Raw genomic sequence first — 20,174 nt, 5'->3', positions numbered from 1 at the left:
TTCGGAGTACCGGCGCGTAGATGCAATTAGGCCGTTGTAATCGTGGGAAGATACGCGACGGCGTCAACCTCCACCAAAAACCCGTAATGAAGTTCGGGCACGGGCACCACGGTCCGCGCCGGTCGCGCATCGGGCAGCATCTCCGCATAGATGCAGTTGAATTCCGGCCAGTTGGCGACGCCCACGATATAGGCGGTCACGCGCGCCAGCTGCGCCGGCGTTCCGCCCGCCGCCTTCAGGATTTCCAGCATGTTGGTCACGGCCTGACGGGCCTGCGCCTCAAAACCGGCGTCGGGCAGCGGTTGACGATCCGCGCGGATCGGCAATTGCCCGGAGATATAGAGCATATCGCCGGCCCGCACCGCCTGCACATAATGGCCGGCAGGCGCTGGGGCGGTATCGGTCAGGATGGTTTCAATACCGGACATTACCAGCCTCCAAAACGCGGCCAGCTGGCCGCGACAATATCCGACGCGCCGCGCACGACCTTGTAGCCGGCATGCTGGGCCCCCGTGGCGCAGGCATGGTTGGGCAGGATACGCACGCGGTCACCGATCTTCAGATCGGGCAGCATCGCCCCGGAGCCTGGCCGGACGGTGACGATCCCATGTTCCTGGTTGGCATCGGCCAGGATGATATCGGCATAGGGCTTGCCGCTGCTGTCACAGACCAGACCATAGCCCTGGCTAACCGGCTGCTTGGAGGTGCCGCGATCCTGCGACATTGCCATCCAGCCGGCATCGACAAGAACCCAGCCCTTTTCCTGCTGATGCCCGATCACGGTGGCCAGGACCGACAGGGCGATATCATCGACCTTGCAGACACCGATGCCCGTCATCACCAGATCGAAAAAGACGAACACGCCGGCCCGCACTTCCGTGACACCGGAAAGATCGGTGGCGAAATGGGCGGTGGGCGTGGAACCCAGGCTCACCGTCGGGCATGGCAAGCCAGCATCGCGCAGTATCTGCGCCGCCTGCACCACCGCGCGGCGTTCCTGGGATGCCGCATCGACCAGGGCCTGTTCGGTGCGGGCACCATAGCTGGCGCCGGCATGGGTCAGGACGCCACGAAGCTCCCCCCCCTGCACCAGCGCCCGCCCGATGGCCAGCAGGCGGTCGGCATCATCGGGAAGGACACCCGACCGGTGGCCATCGCAATCGATCTCGATCAGCGCCGGGATGGCATGGCCCGCCGCCCGCGACGCCGCCGCCACGGCTTCGGCCTGTTCAACGGTGTCCAGCACGACCGCGATATCGACGCCGTCCTGACGAAGCTGCTGCACCTTGGCAAGCTTGGCCGGCGCGATGCCGACGGCATAGATCATGTCCTTGACGCCGGCTGCCGCGAAATACGCCGCCTCCTTCAGGGTGGAGACCGTTGCAGGCCCTTCCGGCGTCGTCATCACCCGGCGCGCCACATCGGCAGACTTCGCGGTCTTCAGATGCGGGCGCAGCGAAACGCCAAGGGATGCAAGCCGCTGCCGCAGGCGGGCAATATTGCGATCCATGCGGTCGGCGTCCAGGATCAGACAGGGTGTTTCAAGGTCCGCCAACCGCACGGGCGCCGAGGCCGTGTCAGGGTTCGTTATTGTGTCCGCGTGCGTCACAGGATAGGTCCTCGCAAATAGGGTGATTTCAATGGTGCTCGCGCGACCAACGCGGCGCAATTAACGGCTTCTGCATGATTGAATAAGACTGGACTTAATGCCGCCAATTATTGCGGGAAATAGCCCAGCACGGCCTTGGTCTCCAGATACTCCTCCATGCCAAACGCCCCATATTCACGGCCATTTCCGGACTGTTTATAGCCGCCGAAGGCAGCATGGGCATCCCAGGCGGGATGGTTGATATGGACCTGCCCGGCCCGTATCCGCGACGCGACCCGCCGGGCACGGTCCAGATCGGCGGACTGGACATGCGAGCCCAGGCCGTAAACCGTATCATTGGCGATGCTCACAGCCTCTTCCTCGTCGGCATAGGGGATCAGGCAGAGGACCGGGCCGAATATCTCGTCCTGGGCGATACGCATGTCCGACCGCACCTGTGAGAAGATGGTTGGCCGCACGAAATAGCCCTGTTTCAGCCCTTCGGGCCGCCCCGGCCCGCCGCAGACAAGCTTCGCCCCTTCCGCCATGCCGATGGCGATCATGGCCTGCACCTTGTCGAACTGCGCCGGGGTGGAGACGGGCCCCAGCACCGTCTCCTCCTGCATCGGATCACCCACCGTCATTGCGGCAGCGGCCTTAGCCGCCAATTCCTCAACCTGCGCCAACCGGCTGGCTGGAACCAGCATGCGGCTGGGAGCGCTGCAGGACTGCCCGACATTGCGGAAGGCCGCTGCCACACCCAACGGCACGACACGCTCGAAATCGGCATCATCCAGCAGGATATTGGGCGATTTTCCGCCCAGTTCCTGGGTAACGCGCTTCACGGTCGGGGCTGCGGCTTGCGCGACCAGAATGCCGGCACGCGTCGACCCCGTGATCGAGATCATGTCCACATCCGGGTGCGCAGCGAGCGGGGCGCCCACCTGCGGTCCCGTGCCATAGACAAGGTTGAAGACGCCCGGCGGCGTCCCGGCATCATGCATGATCCGGGCAAACAAATCGGCGCTGAGCGGCGACATCTCGCTGGGCTTCAGCACGATCGTGCATCCCGCCGCGATGGCCGGTGCCACCTTGGCCGTGACCTGATATAGGGGCCAGTTCCATGGCGTGATCAGTCCGCAGACGCCAATGGCCTCCTTGATGATCGCCGTCGTTCCCTGTCGGCGAATGAAATCATAGGTCCCCAGCACCTCAATGGCGGCACGCACATGCGCGAAGCCGAAGGGAACCTGAGAGGCCCGTGAAAAGCTGATCGCCGCCCCCATTTCGGTGCTGATCGCCTGGGCCAGTTCCTCCGCCCTCTCCTCCATCAGCGCCAGGATCCTGCCCAGCAGCGCTGCACGCTCTGCCACCGGACTGACAGAGAATGCGGGAAAGGCGGCACGCGCCGCGGCGACGGCAAGATCGACGTCATCGGCGTAACCGGACGTGACCAGACCGATCTCCTTCTGGGTTGCCGGATTGATGACCGGCATCGCATTCCCGGCTTTGGACGGAACCGTCCAGCGTCCCCCGATGTAATGCTGATCGCAGACCATAAACGCCATAATCCACCTTTTCATGCCAATGCCGGCGAACGGAACCACTGGTTCCGGAGGCATTGCGTCAACCAGAGGATCATGCAAAAACATGAACTCAGCAATTAACTATCACTTCATGTTTGATTAAGGCTGATCTTATGATCTCCACCGAGGATCTGACCTTCTTCGCCATGATCGCCGCCTCCCCATCTTTGGCGGAGGCGGCGCGGCGGTTGAATGTCACCGCACCGGCGGTGACCCAGCGGCTGCGCGCCCTGGAACTGCGCGTCGGGGTCAATCTGGTCGACCGCACCTCGCGCGGACTGAACCTCACCGACGAGGGCGAGTTGCTTGCGTCGGAGGGGCGGGCAATCATTGAGGCGATGGATGATCTTTCCGAACGCCTCGCCCGGCGAACGACGCAGGTCCGGGGGCATTTGCGGATTGCGGCCCCCCACGGCTTTGGTCGGCGATATGTCGCCCCCATCGTGCAGGCGTTCGCACAGCGTCACCCTGCCGCCATCGTCACACTCGAATTATCGGACAGCCCGATACGGCAGATGTCGGAAAGCTGGGATATCGTGGTCCATATCGGAGCCTTGCCGGAAAGTGACCGGCTGGTGACAACCCTGGCCCCCAATCGCCGCTTCCTATGCGCGGCACCGGACTATCTGGCGAACCACCCGCCCATTGAAAGGCCGGAGGATCTTGGCCTGCACCGCTGTCTGGCCCTGCGGGAAAACAATGAAGATGTCACGCTGTGGCGATTTACGCACCCGACGCTGGGCGGTGCGACGGTACGGATCAACCCCACCATGTCGACCAATGATGGCCAGGTCATTCGTGACTGGGCTCTGTCAGGGGCCGGCATCATCGTGAGAAGCGAGTGGGATGTGGCCAGGGACCTTGCAACGGAAAAGCTGCATCGGGTTCTCCCCCAATGGTCCCTGCCCCCCGCCGACGTGGTCGCCCTGGTGCATGCGCGCCGTGGCCGGAGCAGCCGCGCCAACGTCTTCCTTCAATCGCTCAGGGAGGCATTGGCCTCGCCCCCCTGGCTGACCCCCACGGCAAACGGCTGACAGAGAACCGCATGTCGGCAGTACCCGACCGGAGAGGCTGAATGTGCTGGACCGCGATAGGGTCGCGGTCATCGCGGACGCCATGAAAATGGGTCCCCGCCCAGGGCCTCTCCGATACACCCTGGGCGGGGATAGAATGTCAGAGGTGCGCCGTTGCCGCCGGCGACGGATTGATCTTGAAGAGCCTTTCCGCGTTGGTCTGGAAGAATTTCCGCTTCACCTCCAGCGGCATGTCCATCGCATCCATGGCTATCACCTCTTCCACCGGGCACTGATAGGGATAATCCATGGCATAGAGCACGCGGTCATCGCCCATCACCTTCTGCGTGAACTTGATCGCGTCTTCCCAGGCCATGCCGGAATTGGTGATGTGGAAATGTTCACGCAGATAGGTGGAGACCTTGCCCTTCTTCAGCGGCTTCATGCTTTCATAACGGCCCGTGCGCACGCCGGCCCCATGCATGAAATCCAGTCGGTACAGCCAGAAGGGCAACGCCTCGCCCATATGGCCGATCACGATCTGAAGCTTGGGGAACCGGTCCAGCGCGCCTGACGTGATCATGCGCAGCGCGTGCATGCCCGTCTCCACACCGAAACCGAAAATCGCCCCATCCAGCCCGGCCTCCAGCAGCGGGCCGATCATAGTGGCGGGTGGTGTATTGGGGTGGATATAGAGGGGGACATCCATCGCCTCGATGGCTTCCAGAACCTCGTTGAACTTGGGATTGTCCAGATACTCACCCAGGATGTGGCTGTTGATCAACACGCCGGACAAGCCCAGCTTGCTGATGGCACGTTCGATCTCCCGTGCCGCCGCCTTGGGGTTCTGCGGGGCGCAGGCGGCCATGCCGCTAAAGCGGGTGGGATATTTGGCGATGGCGTCGGCCAGCCGGTCATTGGCGGTTTCCGCCACCATGGTGGCGCGGTCGGCATTACGGATGACGTTGGTGCCGGGCGCGGTCAGGCCCAGTATCTGGCGGTCAATGCCGCGTTCATCCATATGCGCGATGCGCTGTTCGCCCAGATCCATCAGGGCGTTTGCAACGAAGCGTGGCCGTTCCGCCGGGTGGTCCAGATAATAGCCGATCAGGCTGAGGAAGCCGGGATCGACATCCGGTGCCGCCAGTTCCTCGCGAAAGGCCGCGATCAGTTCGGGCGTGGTGAAGGCTTCCTCGGTCGCGATGCGCAGATAGCCCTGGGCGCCGCCGGTCTTGGGCATGGTCATGATGACCCCTGTCTTCAATGCTGATGGATGGTCTTGGTGACAAGGCATGCGGCAAGGCCTTCCGGCCCGTCTTCCGACCCGTGGCCGCTTTCCTTCACCCCGCCAAAGGGCGCGTCGGACGCGGCCAGCGCGGTGGTGTTGATGCCCACCATGCCCGCCTCGATGGCGTCACCGATCAGGTTGGCGCGGCGCGCATTCTCCGTGAAGGCGAAGGAAGCCAGCCCATAGGGCAGACGGTTCGCCTGTTCCACCGCCTCGTCCAGCGTGGCGAAGGGCGTGGCGACGACCACGGGGCCGAACGGTTCCTCATTCATGATGCGGGCCGTATTGGGAACGTCCGACAATACCGTCGGCTGCCAGAAGAAGCCCTTGCCGTCGATGGCCTCCCCACCTGTGCGGATGCGGGCGCCATGGCCGACGGCATCCTTGATCAGGTCGGCAATGGCGGCGGGGCGGCGGGCGTTGGCCATCGGCCCCATATTGGTGTCGGGGGCCAGACCGTCGCCAACCTTCATCTTCGCCATGCGCTGCGCATAGGCCGCCACGAACCGGTCATAGATGCCCTCCTGGACATAGAACCGGGTGGGGGAGACGCAGACCTGGCCGGCATTGCGGACCTTGCTGTTGGCCAGCATCTCCACCGTCCGGTCGAAATCGCAATCATCAAAGATGATCACGGGCGCGTGGCCGCCCAGTTCCAGCGTCGTCACCTTCATCGTGTCGGCGCATAGCCGCATCAGATGCTTGCCGACGGTCGTCGATCCCGTGAAGCTCAGCTTGCGGATGATCGGGCTGGCCAGCAGGTGGCGCGACACCTCATCCGGGACACCGAAGACAAGCTGCACGACATCGGACGGGCAGCCGGCATCGATCAACGCCTGCACCACGGCCATGGCCGAGGCCGGGGCCTCCTCCGCCGGTTTCAGGATCACCGAGCAACCGGCGGCAATGGGTGCCCCCAGCTTGCGGCCCGGATTATGGACGGGGAAGTTCCAGGGGGCGAAAGCCGCCACCGGTCCCACCGGCACCTTCATGACCAGCGAGCGCTGGCCAGCCGGGCGGACAAGCACGCGGCCATAGACCCGGCGGGCCTCCTCCGCATAGAAATCGAACAGACCGGCGCAGGCGATGGTCTCGATCCGCGTCTCGGCCAGTGTCTTGCCTTCCTCCCGCGTGGCATTGCGGGCGATAATTTCGACACGTTCCCGCAGCAGCCGGGCGGCATCACGCAGCACGCGCGCCCGTTCATCGACGGATGTCTTGCTCCAACTACGAAAACCGCGGTCGGCGGCGGCCAGCGCCCGGTCAAGATCGGCGGCACCGGCCAGCGGCAATTCGCCCAGCGTCTCACCATTGGCCGGGTTGATGACGGCATGGGTGCGGTCAGCCCGCATGATCCATTCGCCGTCGATATACATGCCGAGTTTGGGATAGTCGGCGGAAGTCTGGTCAACCAAAATTGATCCTTTCGGTCGCGCAAACCTTTAGGTCGCGCAAAGGGGAGATCAGGCGGCGCTGGCCTGGGCCGGTACCCAGTTGCCATGCAGTCCCTGACGGATGCGGAAAGGCAGGCCGATGGTCGCGATGGGGCCGGCTGCCAGATTAAGGGCGTTGAACAGCAGCAGGCGGGAGGCGTGCTCCACCAGCCGGTTCTCGATCACCACGATATAGCCGTCGCCCTCAGCATCGGAGCCGGGGCGCGGAATGAAGGCCGGTTCCTGGAAGGAGGAGGTGGAGCCGATCCACCAGGTATCGGTCTGCCCCGTTTCCAGGTCGATGCGACCCAGCGTGTTCATCATCAGGCCCGACGCGCTGCGCCCGCCCGGCAGGTCCACGGGCTTGGTCATGTCCTGGACCAGCTGCCAGCCATAGCGGTTCTTCACCCCCGCGAAACGGTCATCGATGCGGGGAAACTCGCCGACCAGATTGGCCAGCGGCGCCATATGGATGTCGTCGCTGTTGGCGCTCATGTCGACGGTCCAGCGCGTCATGGTCGCGGCGGCTTCGTGGGGCTGGAACGGCGCCCCTTCGGTATCGGGGAAGAAGGGGAACATGTTGCCCTTCGCCATCGGCACATCGAAGTGCACCTTGCTGCCATCCTCATGCGCATTCATGACGTGGCTGGCAAAGCAGGTGGGGGCGGAGAACCAGCGGATATCCGCCGCCTTGCCATTGCGCGGCAGCACGCCCAGATGCACGGGGCGTCCGCGATCAAAGCCGAAATGCGGCAGGCCGGCCTTCAGACGTTCCCAGGAACCGACAATGGGCACCACATGGAAAACGACATAATTCTCGGTGAACCCGAAATCATGCATCATGCAGTAATAGGGGATTTCGAACCAAACCTCGTTCGTGATCTGCCCCTCCGCGCTGATCGTGTAATAGACCATGTCGCGGGTACACAGGCCCTTGGCGGCGTAGCCGAAGCTCAGCATCTCGCCCGTGCGCGGGTCGATCTTGGGATGGGCGGAGAAGGTCTGTGAAATCATGGCCCCGCCGAAATCATAGGTCGGGTCCAGTGTCTCCAGCGTTTCCGGGTCCATGACCACGGGCGGGCTGTCCTCCTTCAGGGCGAACAGCTTGCCGGCATGGACGACAACATTGGTGTTGGCGGTGCCGCGCACCTCCCCCTGCACACTGTCATCATCGGTCAGGGGATTGCGGTAGGCGCCGAACAGGGCGCGGCCCGCCTCGCGTTCCCGCGTGAACTTGTCGGTACGGACCCAACGCTGCTGCAGGGCAACATTGCCGTCCTTGAAGCGGAACCGCGTCACCATGCCATCGCCGTTGAACCAGATATCGTCGCCGGCCAGCGGCGGGAATTGCGGGTCCGGCGCTACGCGGTAGAAGCTGCCATCCAGGTCTGCGGGAACGGCACCGTCCAGCACGGGCAGATGGCCGACCTCCGCCTCCACACCAGACGGGGCGAAGAAGCCGGTGAAGTTGGGGGTGTTGGGAAACTTCATAATGTGCCCCTTGCATGCAAAATGTCAGGACGGATGGTCATGGGCGATCCTCCGCCGCGATGGCGCGGGCGGCCAGCCCGTAATGCAGGGCAGCCCAGGCATAGAGGCCGATACTGGCCAGAAGCGCGCTGCGCACCCCGATGGCCGACGCGGCGGCGGGATCAGCAATGCCCGACGCGCCTGCAAACAGATCGCTGAGCAGGCCCAGTAAGGGCGGACCGAAACCCACGCCCACCATGGTGGAGACGAAGAAATAGACGAAGGCCGCCGTGGTCCGTTGCTGCGGCGCCACCATGTTCTGAAAGGCGACCAGCGTGGGCACCGAATGGAAGAACAGGAACACCCCGGCAATGGTGATCAGGGTGACCGCCGCGACATGATTGTCCAGCCCATAACCGGCCAGATAGAGCGGCACGCTGATGGCGATGCCCAGGCAGGGCAGCAGCGCGTACCAGCGCTTGCCGCGCCGGGCGATGAAATCGATGCCGAAGCCCCCCAGGCTCATGCCCGCCGTCGATGCTGTGGTGCTGATGATCGCGACATAGAAGGCCGTGGTGGTCAGCGGCAATTCATGGACCCTCATGAAGAAGGGTGCGGTAAAGGCCCCGCCCGCGAACAAGGCCATGCTGGCCAGCGCCAGACCGGCCAGCATATGGCGGAAGGCCGGGCGGCGGAACATCTGCGCGAACACTTCCCATGTGCGGGGCGGGCTGGCGGCGGGCGCGGCGACATTGCCCCCGGCCAGCCGGTCGCTGTGACCGCGCGGCGGGTCACGCAGCAGCAAACGGAACAGTATTGCCACCACAATGCCCGGTGCGCAGACCAGCATCAGGGCCACGCGCCAGCCATAATCCCGCGCCAGCCAGGCCGCCACGACGGAGCCCAGCAAGGCCCCCACCGGGGCACCCAGCCGCATCACGGTCAGGGCGAAACCCCTGCGGTGTGGCGGAAAATGATCACCGATCAGCGACGTGCTGGGTGCCTGCACCCCCGCCTCCCCGATGCCGACGCCGATGCGGCACAGGAACAGCGTCCAGATATTGGTCGCCATTCCGCACAGCAGGCTCATCACCGAAAAGACGGCGACGGACACGGAAATGATGGTGACGCGGTCACGCCGTTCGGCCAGCCGCGCAATGGGCAGGCCCAGCGTGGAATAAAGAATGGCGAAAGCCAGACCGCCCAGCAACCCGAACTGGAAATCGGTCAGCCCCAGATCCTTCTTGATCGGTTCCGCCAATGTCTGAACGATGACCCTGTCGACATAGGCAAAGGCCGATACCAGCAGGATCAACACCAGCAGGGTCGCGCGATAGCCGCGTCCGAACAGCGGATCATCGGTCGCCTTCTGTACCGCAGAGGTCATATCGGCTCCACTTTCTTAACCGGAAGTGAGGGGAGGTCCATTCGACCTCCCCCTGGCTGGATCAGAAGGAGAAGCGGAAGCCGGCCTTGAAGGTACGACCGATGCTGTCATAGAGGACCGGGTTGGTCACACCGAAGCTGGACGGCAGGTCGTTCGGTGGATCGCGGTCGAACAGGTTGTTCACGATGCCGAACAGTTGCACCTTGGTGTCGTTGAAGGTCAGGTCGTACTGGGCATTCAGGTTGAACAGCCAGTAATCGCCGACATAATTGTCGCTGATGCTGTTGGCCGCGGTCGCGCTGTAACCCGACTGGTGCGGGCCGATCAGCGTGGCGTTGTACACACCGCGCGAGATATAGCGTGATGTCAAAGTGCCGCTGAAATCACCCTGTGCGTAGGTAGCGCTCAGCGTGCCGGTGAAGGTCGGCAGGCCCGACGGCTGTGACGTGGGCGAACCGTTCATGCCGGCCCGGTTGACCGAGGCGCCGGTGGCATCGATGGTGATCAGGTCGAACAGATAGGTGCCGAGCGCGCGCAGGGTCAGGTCCCCCTCCCCCAGCGCGATCTTGTAACGGGCCTCGACATCCACGCCGCGCGTCTTCAGCGTGTTCAGGTTCAGGTTGGCGTTGTTGACGCTGGTGATGGTGCCCGCCGCATTGCGGGTGATCAGGGAACAGAGATCGGTGGCGCCGGCATTGCAGCGATTGATGATGATCTGCCCGCCCAGGGTGGTGATGGCACCATCCAGGCTGATGTCGAAATAATCAGCGGAGAATTGCAGATCATCGATGGGGGTGACCACAGCACCGCCCGTCCAGGTCTTGGCGATTTCCGGGCGCAGCTTGGTATTGCCGCTCAACACGACGGAGGTAAGGGCGCTGCCGCCGGTGCGCGGGTCTGTCAGGAACTGGAAGCTGGTGCTGGCCGGGGCGTTCAGTTCGAAGAAGTTGGGCGCACGGATATCACGCGACCGGGTGCCGCGCACCCGCAGGAAATCAGTCGGTTCCCAGGACAGCCCGGCCTTCCAGCTCCACACCGAACCGCTGGTCGAATAGTCGGTCAGGCGGACGCCGCCATTGACCGACAGGCTTTCGGCGAACGGCACCGATTTCAGCAGCGGCACGCCCAGTTCGGCATAGCCTTCCTTGACCTTGATATTCGGGCCGGAGATGGCCTGGCCGGAGCTGGTGATGAAGCGCAGGGCCGATGAAATCTGGTCGGCACTGCCGGCCACGCTTTCCACACGGTATTCCGCACCCGTCGCGAAGGAGACCGGGCCGGCGGGCAGTTCCGCAACGGTGCCGGAGATATTGGCCGAGGCCACCTGCTGGATCAGGTGCGTCTTCTGCCAGGCCGTGCCATAGGCATAGGCAACGGCGTCGGGCGAGAAGCGGTTCTCACCGAACAGGTTCAGCGGCTTGCACCCCGCCACCAGCGGGTTGGTCGGCGTGGTCAGGGTCGACCGGCAGACGATATTGCCGTTGGCGACACCATTCTGGAACAGGCCCTGATCGACCGCATCCACCGCGCGGGCGAAATTGTCGGTGATCTGGGTGTTGCGGGTTTCCTGTTCGTAATTGGTGCGGCCATACTGGTAATAGGCATCCCACTGCCAGCCATCGCTGAAATCACCACGGGCGCCGGAGACAAGGCGATAGGTTTCGCGCTCCACCTCCGCAACCGGCGGGCCGATATCGTTGGACACGCGACCGAAGGAGAAGCTGGTCTGGTTGGCCGTTGCCAGTTGCGCGCGCAGGGCCGCCGGCAGATAGGCATTGTCACGCTGGATGGTGATGTTGCCGGTATTGCGGGCCGACGCGCCGATGGTTTCCGCGTTGGCGCGTCCATAGGAGGCTTCCATGAACAGTTCGACACTGTCCGAGGCCTGATACTTGGCATGCATCATGCCGGAATAGCGCTCCACCGGCGCCACCAGCGGGAAGTTGTTGTAGAAGCCATTGACCGGATCGGCGCTGCCACCCGACTGGAACAGGCCGCCATTGGAGAAGGCGGGACCGGTGGCATAGTAGGTGCCGTAATCATGGTTGAAATAGCTGCCGTCGGGCCGGAACTCGATCCCGCGCAGCACACCCGTCGTGATCAGGCCATTGAAGGATGCGGTCGCCGTGCGGGCATTGGGCAGCAGGATCTGACGCGCCAGACCGTTGGTCTGCGGCGTCGGATTGGAAATGGTATTGTAGCTTTCGGCGCACCAGGACCGGCTGTAACAGTCACCCATGCCCTTGTTGTTGGAGTATTCACCGCCGATCACGACATGGCCGCGACCATCGGCAAAGTCGGTGCCGCCAGCCAGGGTGGCATAGACTTCACGATTGTCATCTTCCTGCGACAGGCCATACTGCACGCTGCCGCGCACGCCTTGCAGGCTGGTATTCAGGATGACGTTGACGACACCGGCCACCGCGTCAGAGCCATAGGCCGCAGAGGCACCGCCAGTGACCACTTCGCTGCGTTCGATCAGGACGGTCGGGATCAGGTTCAGGTCGACGGAACCCGACGGGGAATTGCCGCTGCCGGCGATGGTGCTGGCGACAAAGCGACGGCCATTGACCAGGACGAGCGTGCGCTGCGCGCCCAGACCGCGCAGGTCGGCCAGATTGGCGCCGGCATTGCTGGAGAAGATGCCGACGGTGGCCGGCGTGGATTGCGGACGGAAGGAAGGCAGGGTGTTCAGCATGTCGGCGACATTGGAGACGCCCTGGCGCTGCAACTCCACCTCGCCCACCACCGTCACCGGCGTCGGGGCCGCAAAACCGGTCACAGGCAGGCGCGTGCCGGTCACAATGATCTCTTCCAGAGAGTCCAGCGTCTGCGGCGCGCCGGCCGCGTCCTGTGCGGTGGCGGGATTGGCCAGGGCGGTAAGGACGGCCAGGATGCTGGCGCCGGTCAGCCGGTGCGCCGTTGAATGCCTCATGTGGATTTCCTCCCCCTGCGCTGCGCCGGATAGACACGGGACACGGCGGCGCGAGCGCTTGTTGATTTATCAATGAGATTATTGATAGCTCAATGATGTAGGCCTTGGCAAGTGGTTGATCGGGTAAATTGCTCACACCTGCATGGTTCTGTGTGGGGCTGGCTTTTCAGGATGGGCTGCGGGTACAGGTGGATTGAACCGCCGCAATCAACACATTGTATTAACTTGATATTTTATCGAATTCCCCATCGCGTCATCACATCCAATGGTATGCGATCCCGCCTTTGCCTGCCACTAAATTAAAGGCTCTCCGGACATTGGGACCGTGGAAGTTCGGCTTCCAGCTTAGAAACGCTGCCAGTTATGTCCGGCCTTTCCGGCTTTGCCACCGATGGTCTTAAATTCCGCGCTTTGCGCATTGACAGCGGGACCATAATATTGATCACTCAATGACCAATCACATTGGGGCCGCGAGTCGCGTTGTGTCCGGGGATATCCCTGGGCTACTGCTGGTCGCAATCCCGTACCAATCACGGTCACTCGTGAACCCGCGGTTGCCCCCAGGGGAGAAAACAATGGAAGTCCGTTTTCCCGATATCCCGGCCTATCACGGCTGGGCAAAGCCGCTGCGCCTTGAATCAACCGTCGAGGGGCTGGAACTGATCGAGGGGGCGGTACCCGCCGGCCTGGACGGCACCTGGTACCGCGCCGGGCCCGACCGGCAATATCCGCCCATGCTGGGTACCGACATCTTCATCGATGGCGAGGGCATGGCGCACATGTTCCGCATCAAGGACGGCGTCGTTTCCTATCGTAGCCGCTGGGTCCGCAATGACCGTTACATGGCGCAGGCCAAGGCTGGCCGATCGCTGTTCGGCCTTTATCGCAACCGCTTCACCGATGACCCGTCGGTCAAGGATGTCAGCGGCGGCACCGCCAACACCAATATGATCTTCCATGATGGAAGACTGCTGGTGCTGAAGGAGGATGACCTGCCGTTCGAGGTGGACCGCGACACGCTGGACCCCATCGGACGCTATGATTTCGGCGGCAAGGTTCGGGCCACATCCCTGACGGCGCATCCGAAATGGTATCCCGACGATGGCCGCCTGCTGACCTATTCCTATCAGGCGCGCGGCGACGGCACGCGGGATATCGTGTTCTACGATATCGATGACCAGGGCCGCATCCTCGACGAAATCTGGTTTGAGATGCCCTATGCCTCACTTGTCCATGATTTCGCGGTGACGCCCAATTGGGCCATCTTCCCCTTCATGCCGCTGATCACGGATGTGGAAAACCTGAAACGCGGCGGCACCTTCTATGAATGGCATCCCAACGAACAGGTCGTGGTTGCCCTGGTGAAGCGTGGCGGCACGAAGGAGGATATCCGCTGGTTCCGGGGCCCCGCCGGCTGCCTCAGCCATATGATGAACGCTTGGGAGGAAGGCAGCACGATCCATCTGGATACATGCTATTACGACGGCAACTGTTTCCCGTTTTTCCCCACGCCTGATGGACAGCATGTCGAAGGCTGCCCACCCTTCCTGTCTCGCCTCAGCTTTGATCTGAACAGCGACGGGGATGGGTTCGCGCGGCGGCGCATCATCAACACACCGGGCGAGATGCCGCGCACCGATGACCGCTACCAGGGACATGAATGCCGCCACGGCTTCCTGATCGTGGGGCGTGGCCCGGACGGGTCATCGGCCATCGGCCGCATCGACCTGCGCAGCGGGGAGGTCACGCGCTGGCATCCCGGTCCCGGTGCCTCCGTCCATGAACCGCAGTTCGTGGCCCGTTGTCCCGGCGCACCGGAGGGGGATGGCTGGCTGCTGGTCATCGTCAACCGGCTGGAAACCAACCTCAGCGAACTGGCGATCCTGGATGCACAGGATGTGGCGGCGGGGCCGGTGGCCCGGCTGTACATGCCGATGCGGGTACGGACCACCTTCCATGGCACCTGGGTGCCGGGGGAACGGCTGCGCAGCCGTTGAAGGTTTACCCCGGTCTGGCGGCGGATACCGCCAGACCGGGGAATGTCACGCCACGGCGGGCTTTGCGGCCGGCGCGCCGTCGCGGCGGATCGGCTTCAGCAGTAATACCAGCAGGGCGACCGCAACCGGCGGGATGGCGATCATGGCCAGCGTCACCTCCAGCGTAAAGGAGGATGCCAGCGCCATGCCGCCAAACAGCGGGGCGATGATCCCGCCGATACGGCCCGCACCACCGGCCCAGCCCACGCCCGTGCTGCGCAGGGCCGTCGGATAGATCTGGGTCATCAGCATGTTCAGCCCCGCCTGTCCGCCCGACTGACAGAAGCTCCAGCAGACCAGCAGCAGCACGAAGCCCACGGTGCCAAATGGCACATGGCCCATCAGGATCAGCGTCGCCGCAATCCCGACATAATAAAGCGGGATCAGACGCGTGGCCCCGATCCGGTCCATCAGGAAACCGATGGTGACGGTACCGATCATGCCGCCGATGAAGCCCGTCATGGAAACGATGGCAAAGCGCTGGATCGTGATGCCGCCCATTTCCTGGAAAAAGGTGGGCAGCCACGCGGCCAGCAGCGCGATATTGCCCATGGACAGGACACAGGCCGCAAACAGGATGGCGCTGGTGCGCGCACGCCCATCGCGGAACACGTCGATGACATGGGCCTTCACCTTCTTGCCGCCGGTTTCCGCCGTCACGAACCTTTCCTCCCCCGTCAGGACGAGGCTGCGGTCCATCCAACGGATGGTGCGGGCGATGGCGGGATGGCTGGGGTCACGGCCCACGCGGTAGGTCAGCGATTCCGGCAGGAACAGCAACAGAACCGGCACCATGATCAGCGGCATCAGCCCACCAAGCCAGAAGCCGCTTTCCCAGCCATAATGCGGGACCAGCAAAGCAATGGCAGCACCAGCCGCACTACCGGCGCTGTAACCCGCGATACCGATGGCGATAAACAGCGAGCGCCAGCGCTTGGGCGTGAATTCCGCCAGCAGCGCCATGGTGGTGGGCACGACGCTGGCCAGGAACAGGCCCGACAGGCCGCGCAGGATGGCCACCATCATCAGCGACGTGGAGAAGACGGTGATCGTCGTCAGCACGCCGAAGATGATGAAGGCGATGATCAGCATCCGCTTGCGCCCGTAATAGTCCGACAGCGGGCTTATGACGAAGGCGCCGATGGCCAGCCCGGTCTGTTGCAGGACGAAAACGATGGTCATGCTGGCCGGCGTGACACCGAAATTCCCGGCGATGGCGGGGGCGATCTTGCCCACCATGAAGATGTCGAACCCGTCGATGAACATGGCCAGCGTGGTCAGCGCCAGCACAAGGCATTGCGGAAAACCGATCTTGCGCTGGTCGATAAAGTTTTGGACGTCGAACGCCGTCATGAAGCTGCGCTCCCTCCCTCAAGGGCGCCGGACCTTGATCCGGCAAGGTTTTATGATGGGGATGCCGGCCTGTATACGCACGGGTTAAGGGGCCGCGCGCTCCGACCAGTCTTTGAGGAATCAATAATATCGCCTGTCCCGGTTTCGCGCCAGCCCTCTTGAGCATGTAGCATCAAAATGTCGGCGTTGCAGTCCAATGGCGCTGGCGCGCTGCCAGAACGCTGGAATAACATTGAATGATCAACTAACAATGGATCAGATCAGCTATCGCTGACACTTGATCGGGATGAAAGAAGACATATGAAACGGCAGGCCAGATCGGACGCGAGCCCGGCCAGCGGCGAAGTGGAGGGCGAGGTGCCCGGCGCGGAAAACGCAGTGCCGGCCCGCGCCAAGCTTGAGCTGCCGGGATGGAATGTCTCTAATCTGCAGTTCTCCACCTTCCGGGTGACCTTGATCGCCAAGGTGATCGACCGTCTGACGATCAGGCGGTTGGCGGAGCGGGGGGAACTGACATACGCGGAATGGCGTGTCCTGGCGCGGCTGGGTACCATGCCCGACGGTGGCACCGTGGGACAGGTTGCCGATCTTGCCTGGGTTGACCGCGCAGAGGTCAGCCGGGCCGCCCGCTCGCTGGAGGAACGGGGATATACGCGGCGGCGGGAGAATCCCAACGACCTGCGCACGCCCATCCTCTATCTGACCAAGACCGGACAGAAGCTGTACAAGGCGACGCTGAAGGAACGTGTTGCCTTCCATGAATCGCTGCTGGTCGATCTATCGCCGGAGGAACGCGTAGTGCTGGATGAGCTTCTGTCCCGCATCGGCGAACGGCTGGCTCATCTGGTCAAGACGTGAGATGGATCGAAGTGGGAATTTCAAACATCATTGATCCCTCAATATAAAAGTTCATTGAACTATCAATAAATCGATGATACCCCTGGCTTCTGTTCCGCCCGGCGCCTTGGATGCGCGCGCGGGCCGTTTCCAGGAGAGATATCGATGGTCGAGGTCTGCTGGCCGGGCGGTGTCCCGGCTTTGATGCCTGCTGAGGATCGCGCCGAAATCACCGAGCTTTTCGCACGCTATGCCTGGGGCCTGGATCTGGCCGACGAGGAGCAGGTGCTGGACACTTTCGCCGAGGATGGGGAGTTCGATCACCTCTGGCAGGGCAAGGCCCAGGGCCGCGACGCCATCCGCGCCCATCTGCGCGGCCTATGGTACGACCGGCAGCATTGGTGGTTCGGGCGGCAGCATCTGTTCAACCATTTCATCATGGACCCGCGTCCGGAAGGGGCGCGCGTACGCTGCTTCTTCCAGATCATCCAGTTCAATGCCGATTACGGCACCAATTTCATCTTCGGCATCGGCACGCGCGATGACCGGCTGGTGAAACGCGATGGCCGCTGGAAATTCCAGCGCCTGCACGTCAATGCCTGGACAAAAGCGGATCAGGTGCCCTGGAAGGGCGAACGGACGATGGTCCCGCGCCCTTTCAATGCCCCGGCCCCCGTCGATTGCCGGCCTTTCAGCGTGCAGTCGCAGGACCCCTGGTGATGCAAACCTCCTTCCATGACCGTATCCGCGCCCTGGGCACAGCGTTCTCGGTGGCACAAATCCAGGGTTCCATGGCGCTGTTCGCCCCCTTACAGCCCCCTGTCGATGAAGCCCTGGTTCAACGCGACCTGTCCTATGGCCCGGACGCGCGTCACCGGCTGGACCTGTTCGGCGGCGGTGGTGACGCAAGGCGCCCGGTGCTGGTCTTCCTGCATGGCGGTGGTTTTATCGGCGGTGACAAGGGGGCGCCCGGTGCGCCTTTCTACAACAATGTCGGCGCCTGGGCGGCGGCGCAGGGCTGGCTGGGCGTCACCGCCACCTACCGGCTTGCCCCTGCCCATCCCTGGCCGGCGGGCGCGCAGGATGTGGCGCGGCTGGTGGACTGGCTGAAGGCGGAGGCCGCAAACCATAGTGGCGATCCGGACCGCATCATCCTGATGGGGCAATCGGCAGGCGCGGCACATGTCGCCTCCTATGTCGGTGGGCAGGGCTTTGCGGAAATGGCGGCCACATCCATCGCGGGGGCCATCATGCTGTCGGGCCTCTATGATGTGCCCAGTGCGGCCCGCAACCCCTATCAGGATGCCTATTTCGGCACCGATCCTTCCCGGTTCGCAGCCCAATCCAGCATCGACGGTCTGGTGGAGACCAGCGTGCCCTGCCTGTTCACCGTATCGGAGAATGACCCGGCGGATTTCCAGCGTCAGGCGGCCCTGCTGGTCTCCCGCCGGGTGGCTGCCACGGGCAAGTGGCCGGATTTCCATTGGCTGGAGGGGCATAACCATATCAGCCCCGTCCACCAGATCCATTCACCCGTCGATGCGCTGGGTCCCGTCCTGGCACGCTTCGTTGCGGGGGTAGTGGGATAGGGTCGCCTTTTCGATGACCCAGCGGGCCAGTTCGCCATGGGCGGTCTTGGCCGCCGCCTGCATGTATTCGTCCGACACGCTCTGTGCCGTCAGTTCGACACGCAGGCCGTTGGGATCGAAGAAATAGAGGGACTGGATGATGTGATGATCGGTGATGCCGACAACCTCCACCCCCGCCGCCTTCAGGCGGGCCATGGCCTGTTCCACTTCCGCTACTGTGCCAACACGCAGGGCAATATGGTTGACCCAGGCCGGCGTGTTGGGCGACGGCGCCGCCGCCACATCATCCCCCAGGTCGAAAAAGGCGATGTAGGAGCCGTCGCGCATCTGGAAGAAGATATGGACATAAGGGCAATATTCGCCCGTGCTGGGCACATGGTCGCTGCGCACGACATGCACCAGCGGCAGGCCCAGCAAATCCTCATAGAAATGCCGCGTCTCCTCCGCATCGCGGCAGCGCCAGGCGAAATGGTGAAGGCCCTGGATGGGAACGGGGGGCTGCATGCGCTGTCTCCTGTTTCAAAGCCGGTTGCACCAGCCGGCGATATGGTCGGCCACCTCATCCACCAGATGCGGCTGGCCACTGAGATAATGGTTGCCGCCCTTGATGGCGTGGCGCTGCACCCTGCCCTTCGCGGCCTCTGCCCAGATGGCATTGTCAGACGGGAAGACCGACGGATCGGCGGTATATTCCAGCAGCAGCACCGGCACGCGGGTGCGCGCCAGATTGGCGGGGCCGTCGCCCCGGCTGCTGGGCGACCATTGGCTGAGATATCCCGTCAACGAGCTGTAGCGCCCCATGCTGTTGGCGGCGTAGTTCTGCGCATGCGGCGGCCCCCAGACGGTGGTGCCGGGAATGCGGTCATTAGGGTCGATGGACGGGTCCAGGCAGCGCGGATCGGCCAGGGTGCGGTGGATGACGAAGGCTTCGTCACGCATGCCATCGGGCCGTGCGCGCAACTGGCTCAACCGGTCCCGCGCCCAGGCCTCGATCCCGGCATTGCGGGCGCGCTGCGCGGTGCGGTAGCGCTCCAGAAAGGCGGCGCCGTAAGGCGGGCCATTATCCGGGTTGAACATGTCCAGCTGCGCACAGGACGGCATCGGATCATGTTCGTCCACCACGGCGGGATCGATCCATGTATCCATCAGGCGCGACCGGCCCAGATGGGCGGCGGCCAGCACGATGCCGTTGGCCGGCGGCAGGTCATCTGGCCGCAAATCGACCGGGTCGCCAGCCGGCGTATCGGTGATGGTGAGCTTCTCCGCCTGTGCCTGATAAAAGGCCGACAGGGCCGCACCGCCGGAATTGCCGATCAGGACCACGCGGTCGAACCCCTGCCGGCGCAGCCAGGCCACACCTGCCCCCATATCCTGGATCACCCGTTCCAGCAGCAGTACCGCATCATTGCCCATATAGCGGGAGTTCAGCGCCAGGGTGGCGATGCCGCGCGCCGCAAGCGGGGCCAACAGGTAATGGCCCATGAAATTGCTGGTCGGATGCATGATCAGGGCGGCGGTGCGCGCACCCGGTGGCCGGGCGAAGGCGCCGTAGATACGGGGGCGCAGCATCTGCAACCCCGACTGGCTTTCCATCGCCGCACCGGGCCGCACATCGATCACCACCAGTTCCAGTGTCATCATCTCCCCCTCTGGCTTTAT

At 63.4% G+C, this 20,174-nt stretch carries 16 protein-coding genes; 5 read left to right on the top strand and 11 right to left on the bottom strand.

Features of this window, described 5'->3' with window-relative positions; genetic code table 11:
* Nucleotides 1-26: 26 nt before the first annotated feature.
* From ACT6Q8_RS05720 to ACT6Q8_RS05710, 3 genes are all read right to left on the bottom strand, one after another.
* Nucleotides 27-428 carry a RidA family protein gene (locus ACT6Q8_RS05720; RefSeq protein ID WP_444734205.1) on the bottom strand — a complete coding sequence of 134 codons (402 nt, stop codon included), beginning with the start codon at nt 426-428 and terminating at the stop codon, nt 27-29.
* A complete protein-coding gene (locus tag ACT6Q8_RS05715; RefSeq protein WP_444739353.1) occupies nt 428-1,555 on the bottom strand; it encodes a DSD1 family PLP-dependent enzyme in 1,128 nt (375 codons plus the stop codon). Before ACT6Q8_RS05715 ends, ACT6Q8_RS05720 begins: the two co-directional genes overlap by 1 nt.
* 161 nt (nt 1,556-1,716) lie before the next feature.
* Nucleotides 1,717-3,147: an aldehyde dehydrogenase family protein gene (locus tag ACT6Q8_RS05710; RefSeq protein ID WP_444739352.1), complete on the bottom strand. Its 1,431-nt coding sequence runs from the start codon at nt 3,145-3,147 to the stop codon at nt 1,717-1,719.
* Between the two features lie 140 nt (nt 3,148-3,287).
* On the opposite strand from ACT6Q8_RS05710, the gene ACT6Q8_RS05705 reads away from it, so the two are divergent.
* Nucleotides 3,288-4,208: a LysR family transcriptional regulator gene (locus tag ACT6Q8_RS05705; RefSeq protein WP_444734208.1), complete on the top strand. Its 921-nt coding sequence runs from the start codon at nt 3,288-3,290 to the stop codon at nt 4,206-4,208.
* A gap of 139 nt (nt 4,209-4,347) precedes the next feature.
* Here ACT6Q8_RS05705 and ACT6Q8_RS05700 read toward each other — a convergent pair whose 3' ends face one another.
* The 5 genes from ACT6Q8_RS05700 to ACT6Q8_RS05680 form a co-directional block, all read right to left on the bottom strand.
* Nucleotides 4,348-5,433: an amidohydrolase family protein gene (locus ACT6Q8_RS05700; RefSeq protein ID WP_444734209.1), complete on the bottom strand. Its 1,086-nt coding sequence runs from the start codon at nt 5,431-5,433 to the stop codon at nt 4,348-4,350.
* A 14-nt stretch (nt 5,434-5,447) separates the two neighbouring features.
* On the bottom strand, nt 5,448-6,890 hold the full coding sequence (locus tag ACT6Q8_RS05695; RefSeq protein ID WP_444734210.1) for an NAD-dependent succinate-semialdehyde dehydrogenase: 1,443 nt from the start codon (nt 6,888-6,890) through the stop codon (nt 5,448-5,450).
* 48 nt (nt 6,891-6,938) lie between these two features.
* Nucleotides 6,939-8,399: a carotenoid oxygenase family protein gene (locus ACT6Q8_RS05690; RefSeq protein ID WP_054169217.1), complete on the bottom strand. Its 1,461-nt coding sequence runs from the start codon at nt 8,397-8,399 to the stop codon at nt 6,939-6,941.
* A gap of 37 nt (nt 8,400-8,436) precedes the next feature.
* The gene (locus tag ACT6Q8_RS05685; protein ID WP_444734211.1) at nt 8,437-9,765 is read right to left on the bottom strand and encodes a spinster family MFS transporter; all 1,329 of its coding nucleotides are present in this window, start codon (nt 9,763-9,765) and stop codon (nt 8,437-8,439) included.
* 61 nt (nt 9,766-9,826) lie between these two features.
* The gene (locus tag ACT6Q8_RS05680; protein WP_444734212.1) at nt 9,827-12,700 is read right to left on the bottom strand and encodes a TonB-dependent receptor domain-containing protein; all 2,874 of its coding nucleotides are present in this window, start codon (nt 12,698-12,700) and stop codon (nt 9,827-9,829) included.
* Nucleotides 12,701-13,275: 575 nt separating this feature from the next.
* On the opposite strand from ACT6Q8_RS05680, the gene ACT6Q8_RS05675 reads away from it, so the two are divergent.
* Entirely contained in the window at nt 13,276-14,697 is a 1,422-nt protein-coding gene (locus ACT6Q8_RS05675; RefSeq protein ID WP_444734213.1) for a carotenoid oxygenase family protein, read from the top strand.
* 45 nt (nt 14,698-14,742) lie between these two features.
* Here ACT6Q8_RS05675 and ACT6Q8_RS05670 read toward each other — a convergent pair whose 3' ends face one another.
* On the bottom strand, nt 14,743-16,089 hold the full coding sequence (locus ACT6Q8_RS05670) for an MFS transporter (RefSeq protein WP_444734214.1): 1,347 nt from the start codon (nt 16,087-16,089) through the stop codon (nt 14,743-14,745).
* A 300-nt stretch (nt 16,090-16,389) separates the two neighbouring features.
* Between ACT6Q8_RS05670 and ACT6Q8_RS05665 the strand changes: the two genes are divergently transcribed.
* The 3 genes from ACT6Q8_RS05665 to ACT6Q8_RS05655 all read left to right on the top strand — a co-directional run bounded on the left by ACT6Q8_RS05665 (nt 16,390) and on the right by ACT6Q8_RS05655 (nt 18,515).
* Nucleotides 16,390-16,947 carry a MarR family winged helix-turn-helix transcriptional regulator gene (locus tag ACT6Q8_RS05665; protein ID WP_054169212.1) on the top strand — a complete coding sequence of 186 codons (558 nt, stop codon included), beginning with the start codon at nt 16,390-16,392 and terminating at the stop codon, nt 16,945-16,947.
* Between the two features lie 183 nt (nt 16,948-17,130).
* Entirely contained in the window at nt 17,131-17,646 is a 516-nt protein-coding gene (locus tag ACT6Q8_RS05660; RefSeq protein WP_444734215.1) for a nuclear transport factor 2 family protein, read from the top strand.
* On the top strand, nt 17,646-18,515 hold the full coding sequence (locus ACT6Q8_RS05655) for an alpha/beta hydrolase (RefSeq protein ID WP_444734216.1): 870 nt from the start codon (nt 17,646-17,648) through the stop codon (nt 18,513-18,515). The genes ACT6Q8_RS05660 and ACT6Q8_RS05655 overlap by 1 nt, the downstream gene beginning before the upstream one ends.
* Here ACT6Q8_RS05655 and ACT6Q8_RS05650 read toward each other — a convergent pair.
* Both ACT6Q8_RS05650 and ACT6Q8_RS05645 read right to left on the bottom strand, forming a co-directional pair.
* The gene (locus tag ACT6Q8_RS05650) at nt 18,456-19,019 is read right to left on the bottom strand and encodes a VOC family protein (RefSeq protein WP_444734217.1); all 564 of its coding nucleotides are present in this window, start codon (nt 19,017-19,019) and stop codon (nt 18,456-18,458) included. The genes ACT6Q8_RS05655 and ACT6Q8_RS05650 overlap by 60 nt on opposite strands.
* Before the next feature lie 15 nt (nt 19,020-19,034).
* Nucleotides 19,035-20,156 carry a hypothetical protein gene (locus ACT6Q8_RS05645; protein WP_444734218.1) on the bottom strand — a complete coding sequence of 374 codons (1,122 nt, stop codon included), beginning with the start codon at nt 20,154-20,156 and terminating at the stop codon, nt 19,035-19,037.
* Nucleotides 20,157-20,174 lie beyond the last annotated feature (18 nt).

The organism is Niveispirillum sp., assembly GCF_052437035.1.
Lineage (GTDB): Bacteria > Pseudomonadota > Alphaproteobacteria > Azospirillales > Azospirillaceae > Niveispirillum.
Note: the sequence above shows the minus strand (reverse complement) of the source record. Positions and strands in the feature narration are given on the sequence as shown.

Coding starts and splice junctions, on each gene's coding strand:
- ACT6Q8_RS05665 (WP_054169212.1), top strand. CDS start 16,390: ATGAAACGGCAGGCCAGATCGGACGCGAGCCCGGCCAGCGGCGAAGTG.
- ACT6Q8_RS05655 (WP_444734216.1), top strand. CDS start 17,646: ATGCAAACCTCCTTCCATGACCGTATCCGCGCCCTGGGCACAGCGTTC.
- ACT6Q8_RS05685 (WP_444734211.1), bottom strand. CDS start 9,765: ATGACCTCTGCGGTACAGAAGGCGACCGATGATCCGCTGTTCGGACGC.
- ACT6Q8_RS05720 (WP_444734205.1), bottom strand. CDS start 428: ATGTCCGGTATTGAAACCATCCTGACCGATACCGCCCCAGCGCCTGCC.
- ACT6Q8_RS05650 (WP_444734217.1), bottom strand. CDS start 19,019: ATGCAGCCCCCCGTTCCCATCCAGGGCCTTCACCATTTCGCCTGGCGC.
- ACT6Q8_RS05675 (WP_444734213.1), top strand. CDS start 13,276: ATGGAAGTCCGTTTTCCCGATATCCCGGCCTATCACGGCTGGGCAAAG.
- ACT6Q8_RS05645 (WP_444734218.1), bottom strand. CDS start 20,156: ATGATGACACTGGAACTGGTGGTGATCGATGTGCGGCCCGGTGCGGCG.
- ACT6Q8_RS05670 (WP_444734214.1), bottom strand. CDS start 16,089: ATGACGGCGTTCGACGTCCAAAACTTTATCGACCAGCGCAAGATCGGT.
- ACT6Q8_RS05700 (WP_444734209.1), bottom strand. CDS start 5,433: ATGACCATGCCCAAGACCGGCGGCGCCCAGGGCTATCTGCGCATCGCG.
- ACT6Q8_RS05705 (WP_444734208.1), top strand. CDS start 3,288: ATGATCTCCACCGAGGATCTGACCTTCTTCGCCATGATCGCCGCCTCC.
- ACT6Q8_RS05690 (WP_054169217.1), bottom strand. CDS start 8,399: ATGAAGTTTCCCAACACCCCCAACTTCACCGGCTTCTTCGCCCCGTCT.
- ACT6Q8_RS05680 (WP_444734212.1), bottom strand. CDS start 12,700: ATGAGGCATTCAACGGCGCACCGGCTGACCGGCGCCAGCATCCTGGCC.
- ACT6Q8_RS05710 (WP_444739352.1), bottom strand. CDS start 3,147: ATGGTCTGCGATCAGCATTACATCGGGGGACGCTGGACGGTTCCGTCC.
- ACT6Q8_RS05660 (WP_444734215.1), top strand. CDS start 17,131: ATGCCTGCTGAGGATCGCGCCGAAATCACCGAGCTTTTCGCACGCTAT.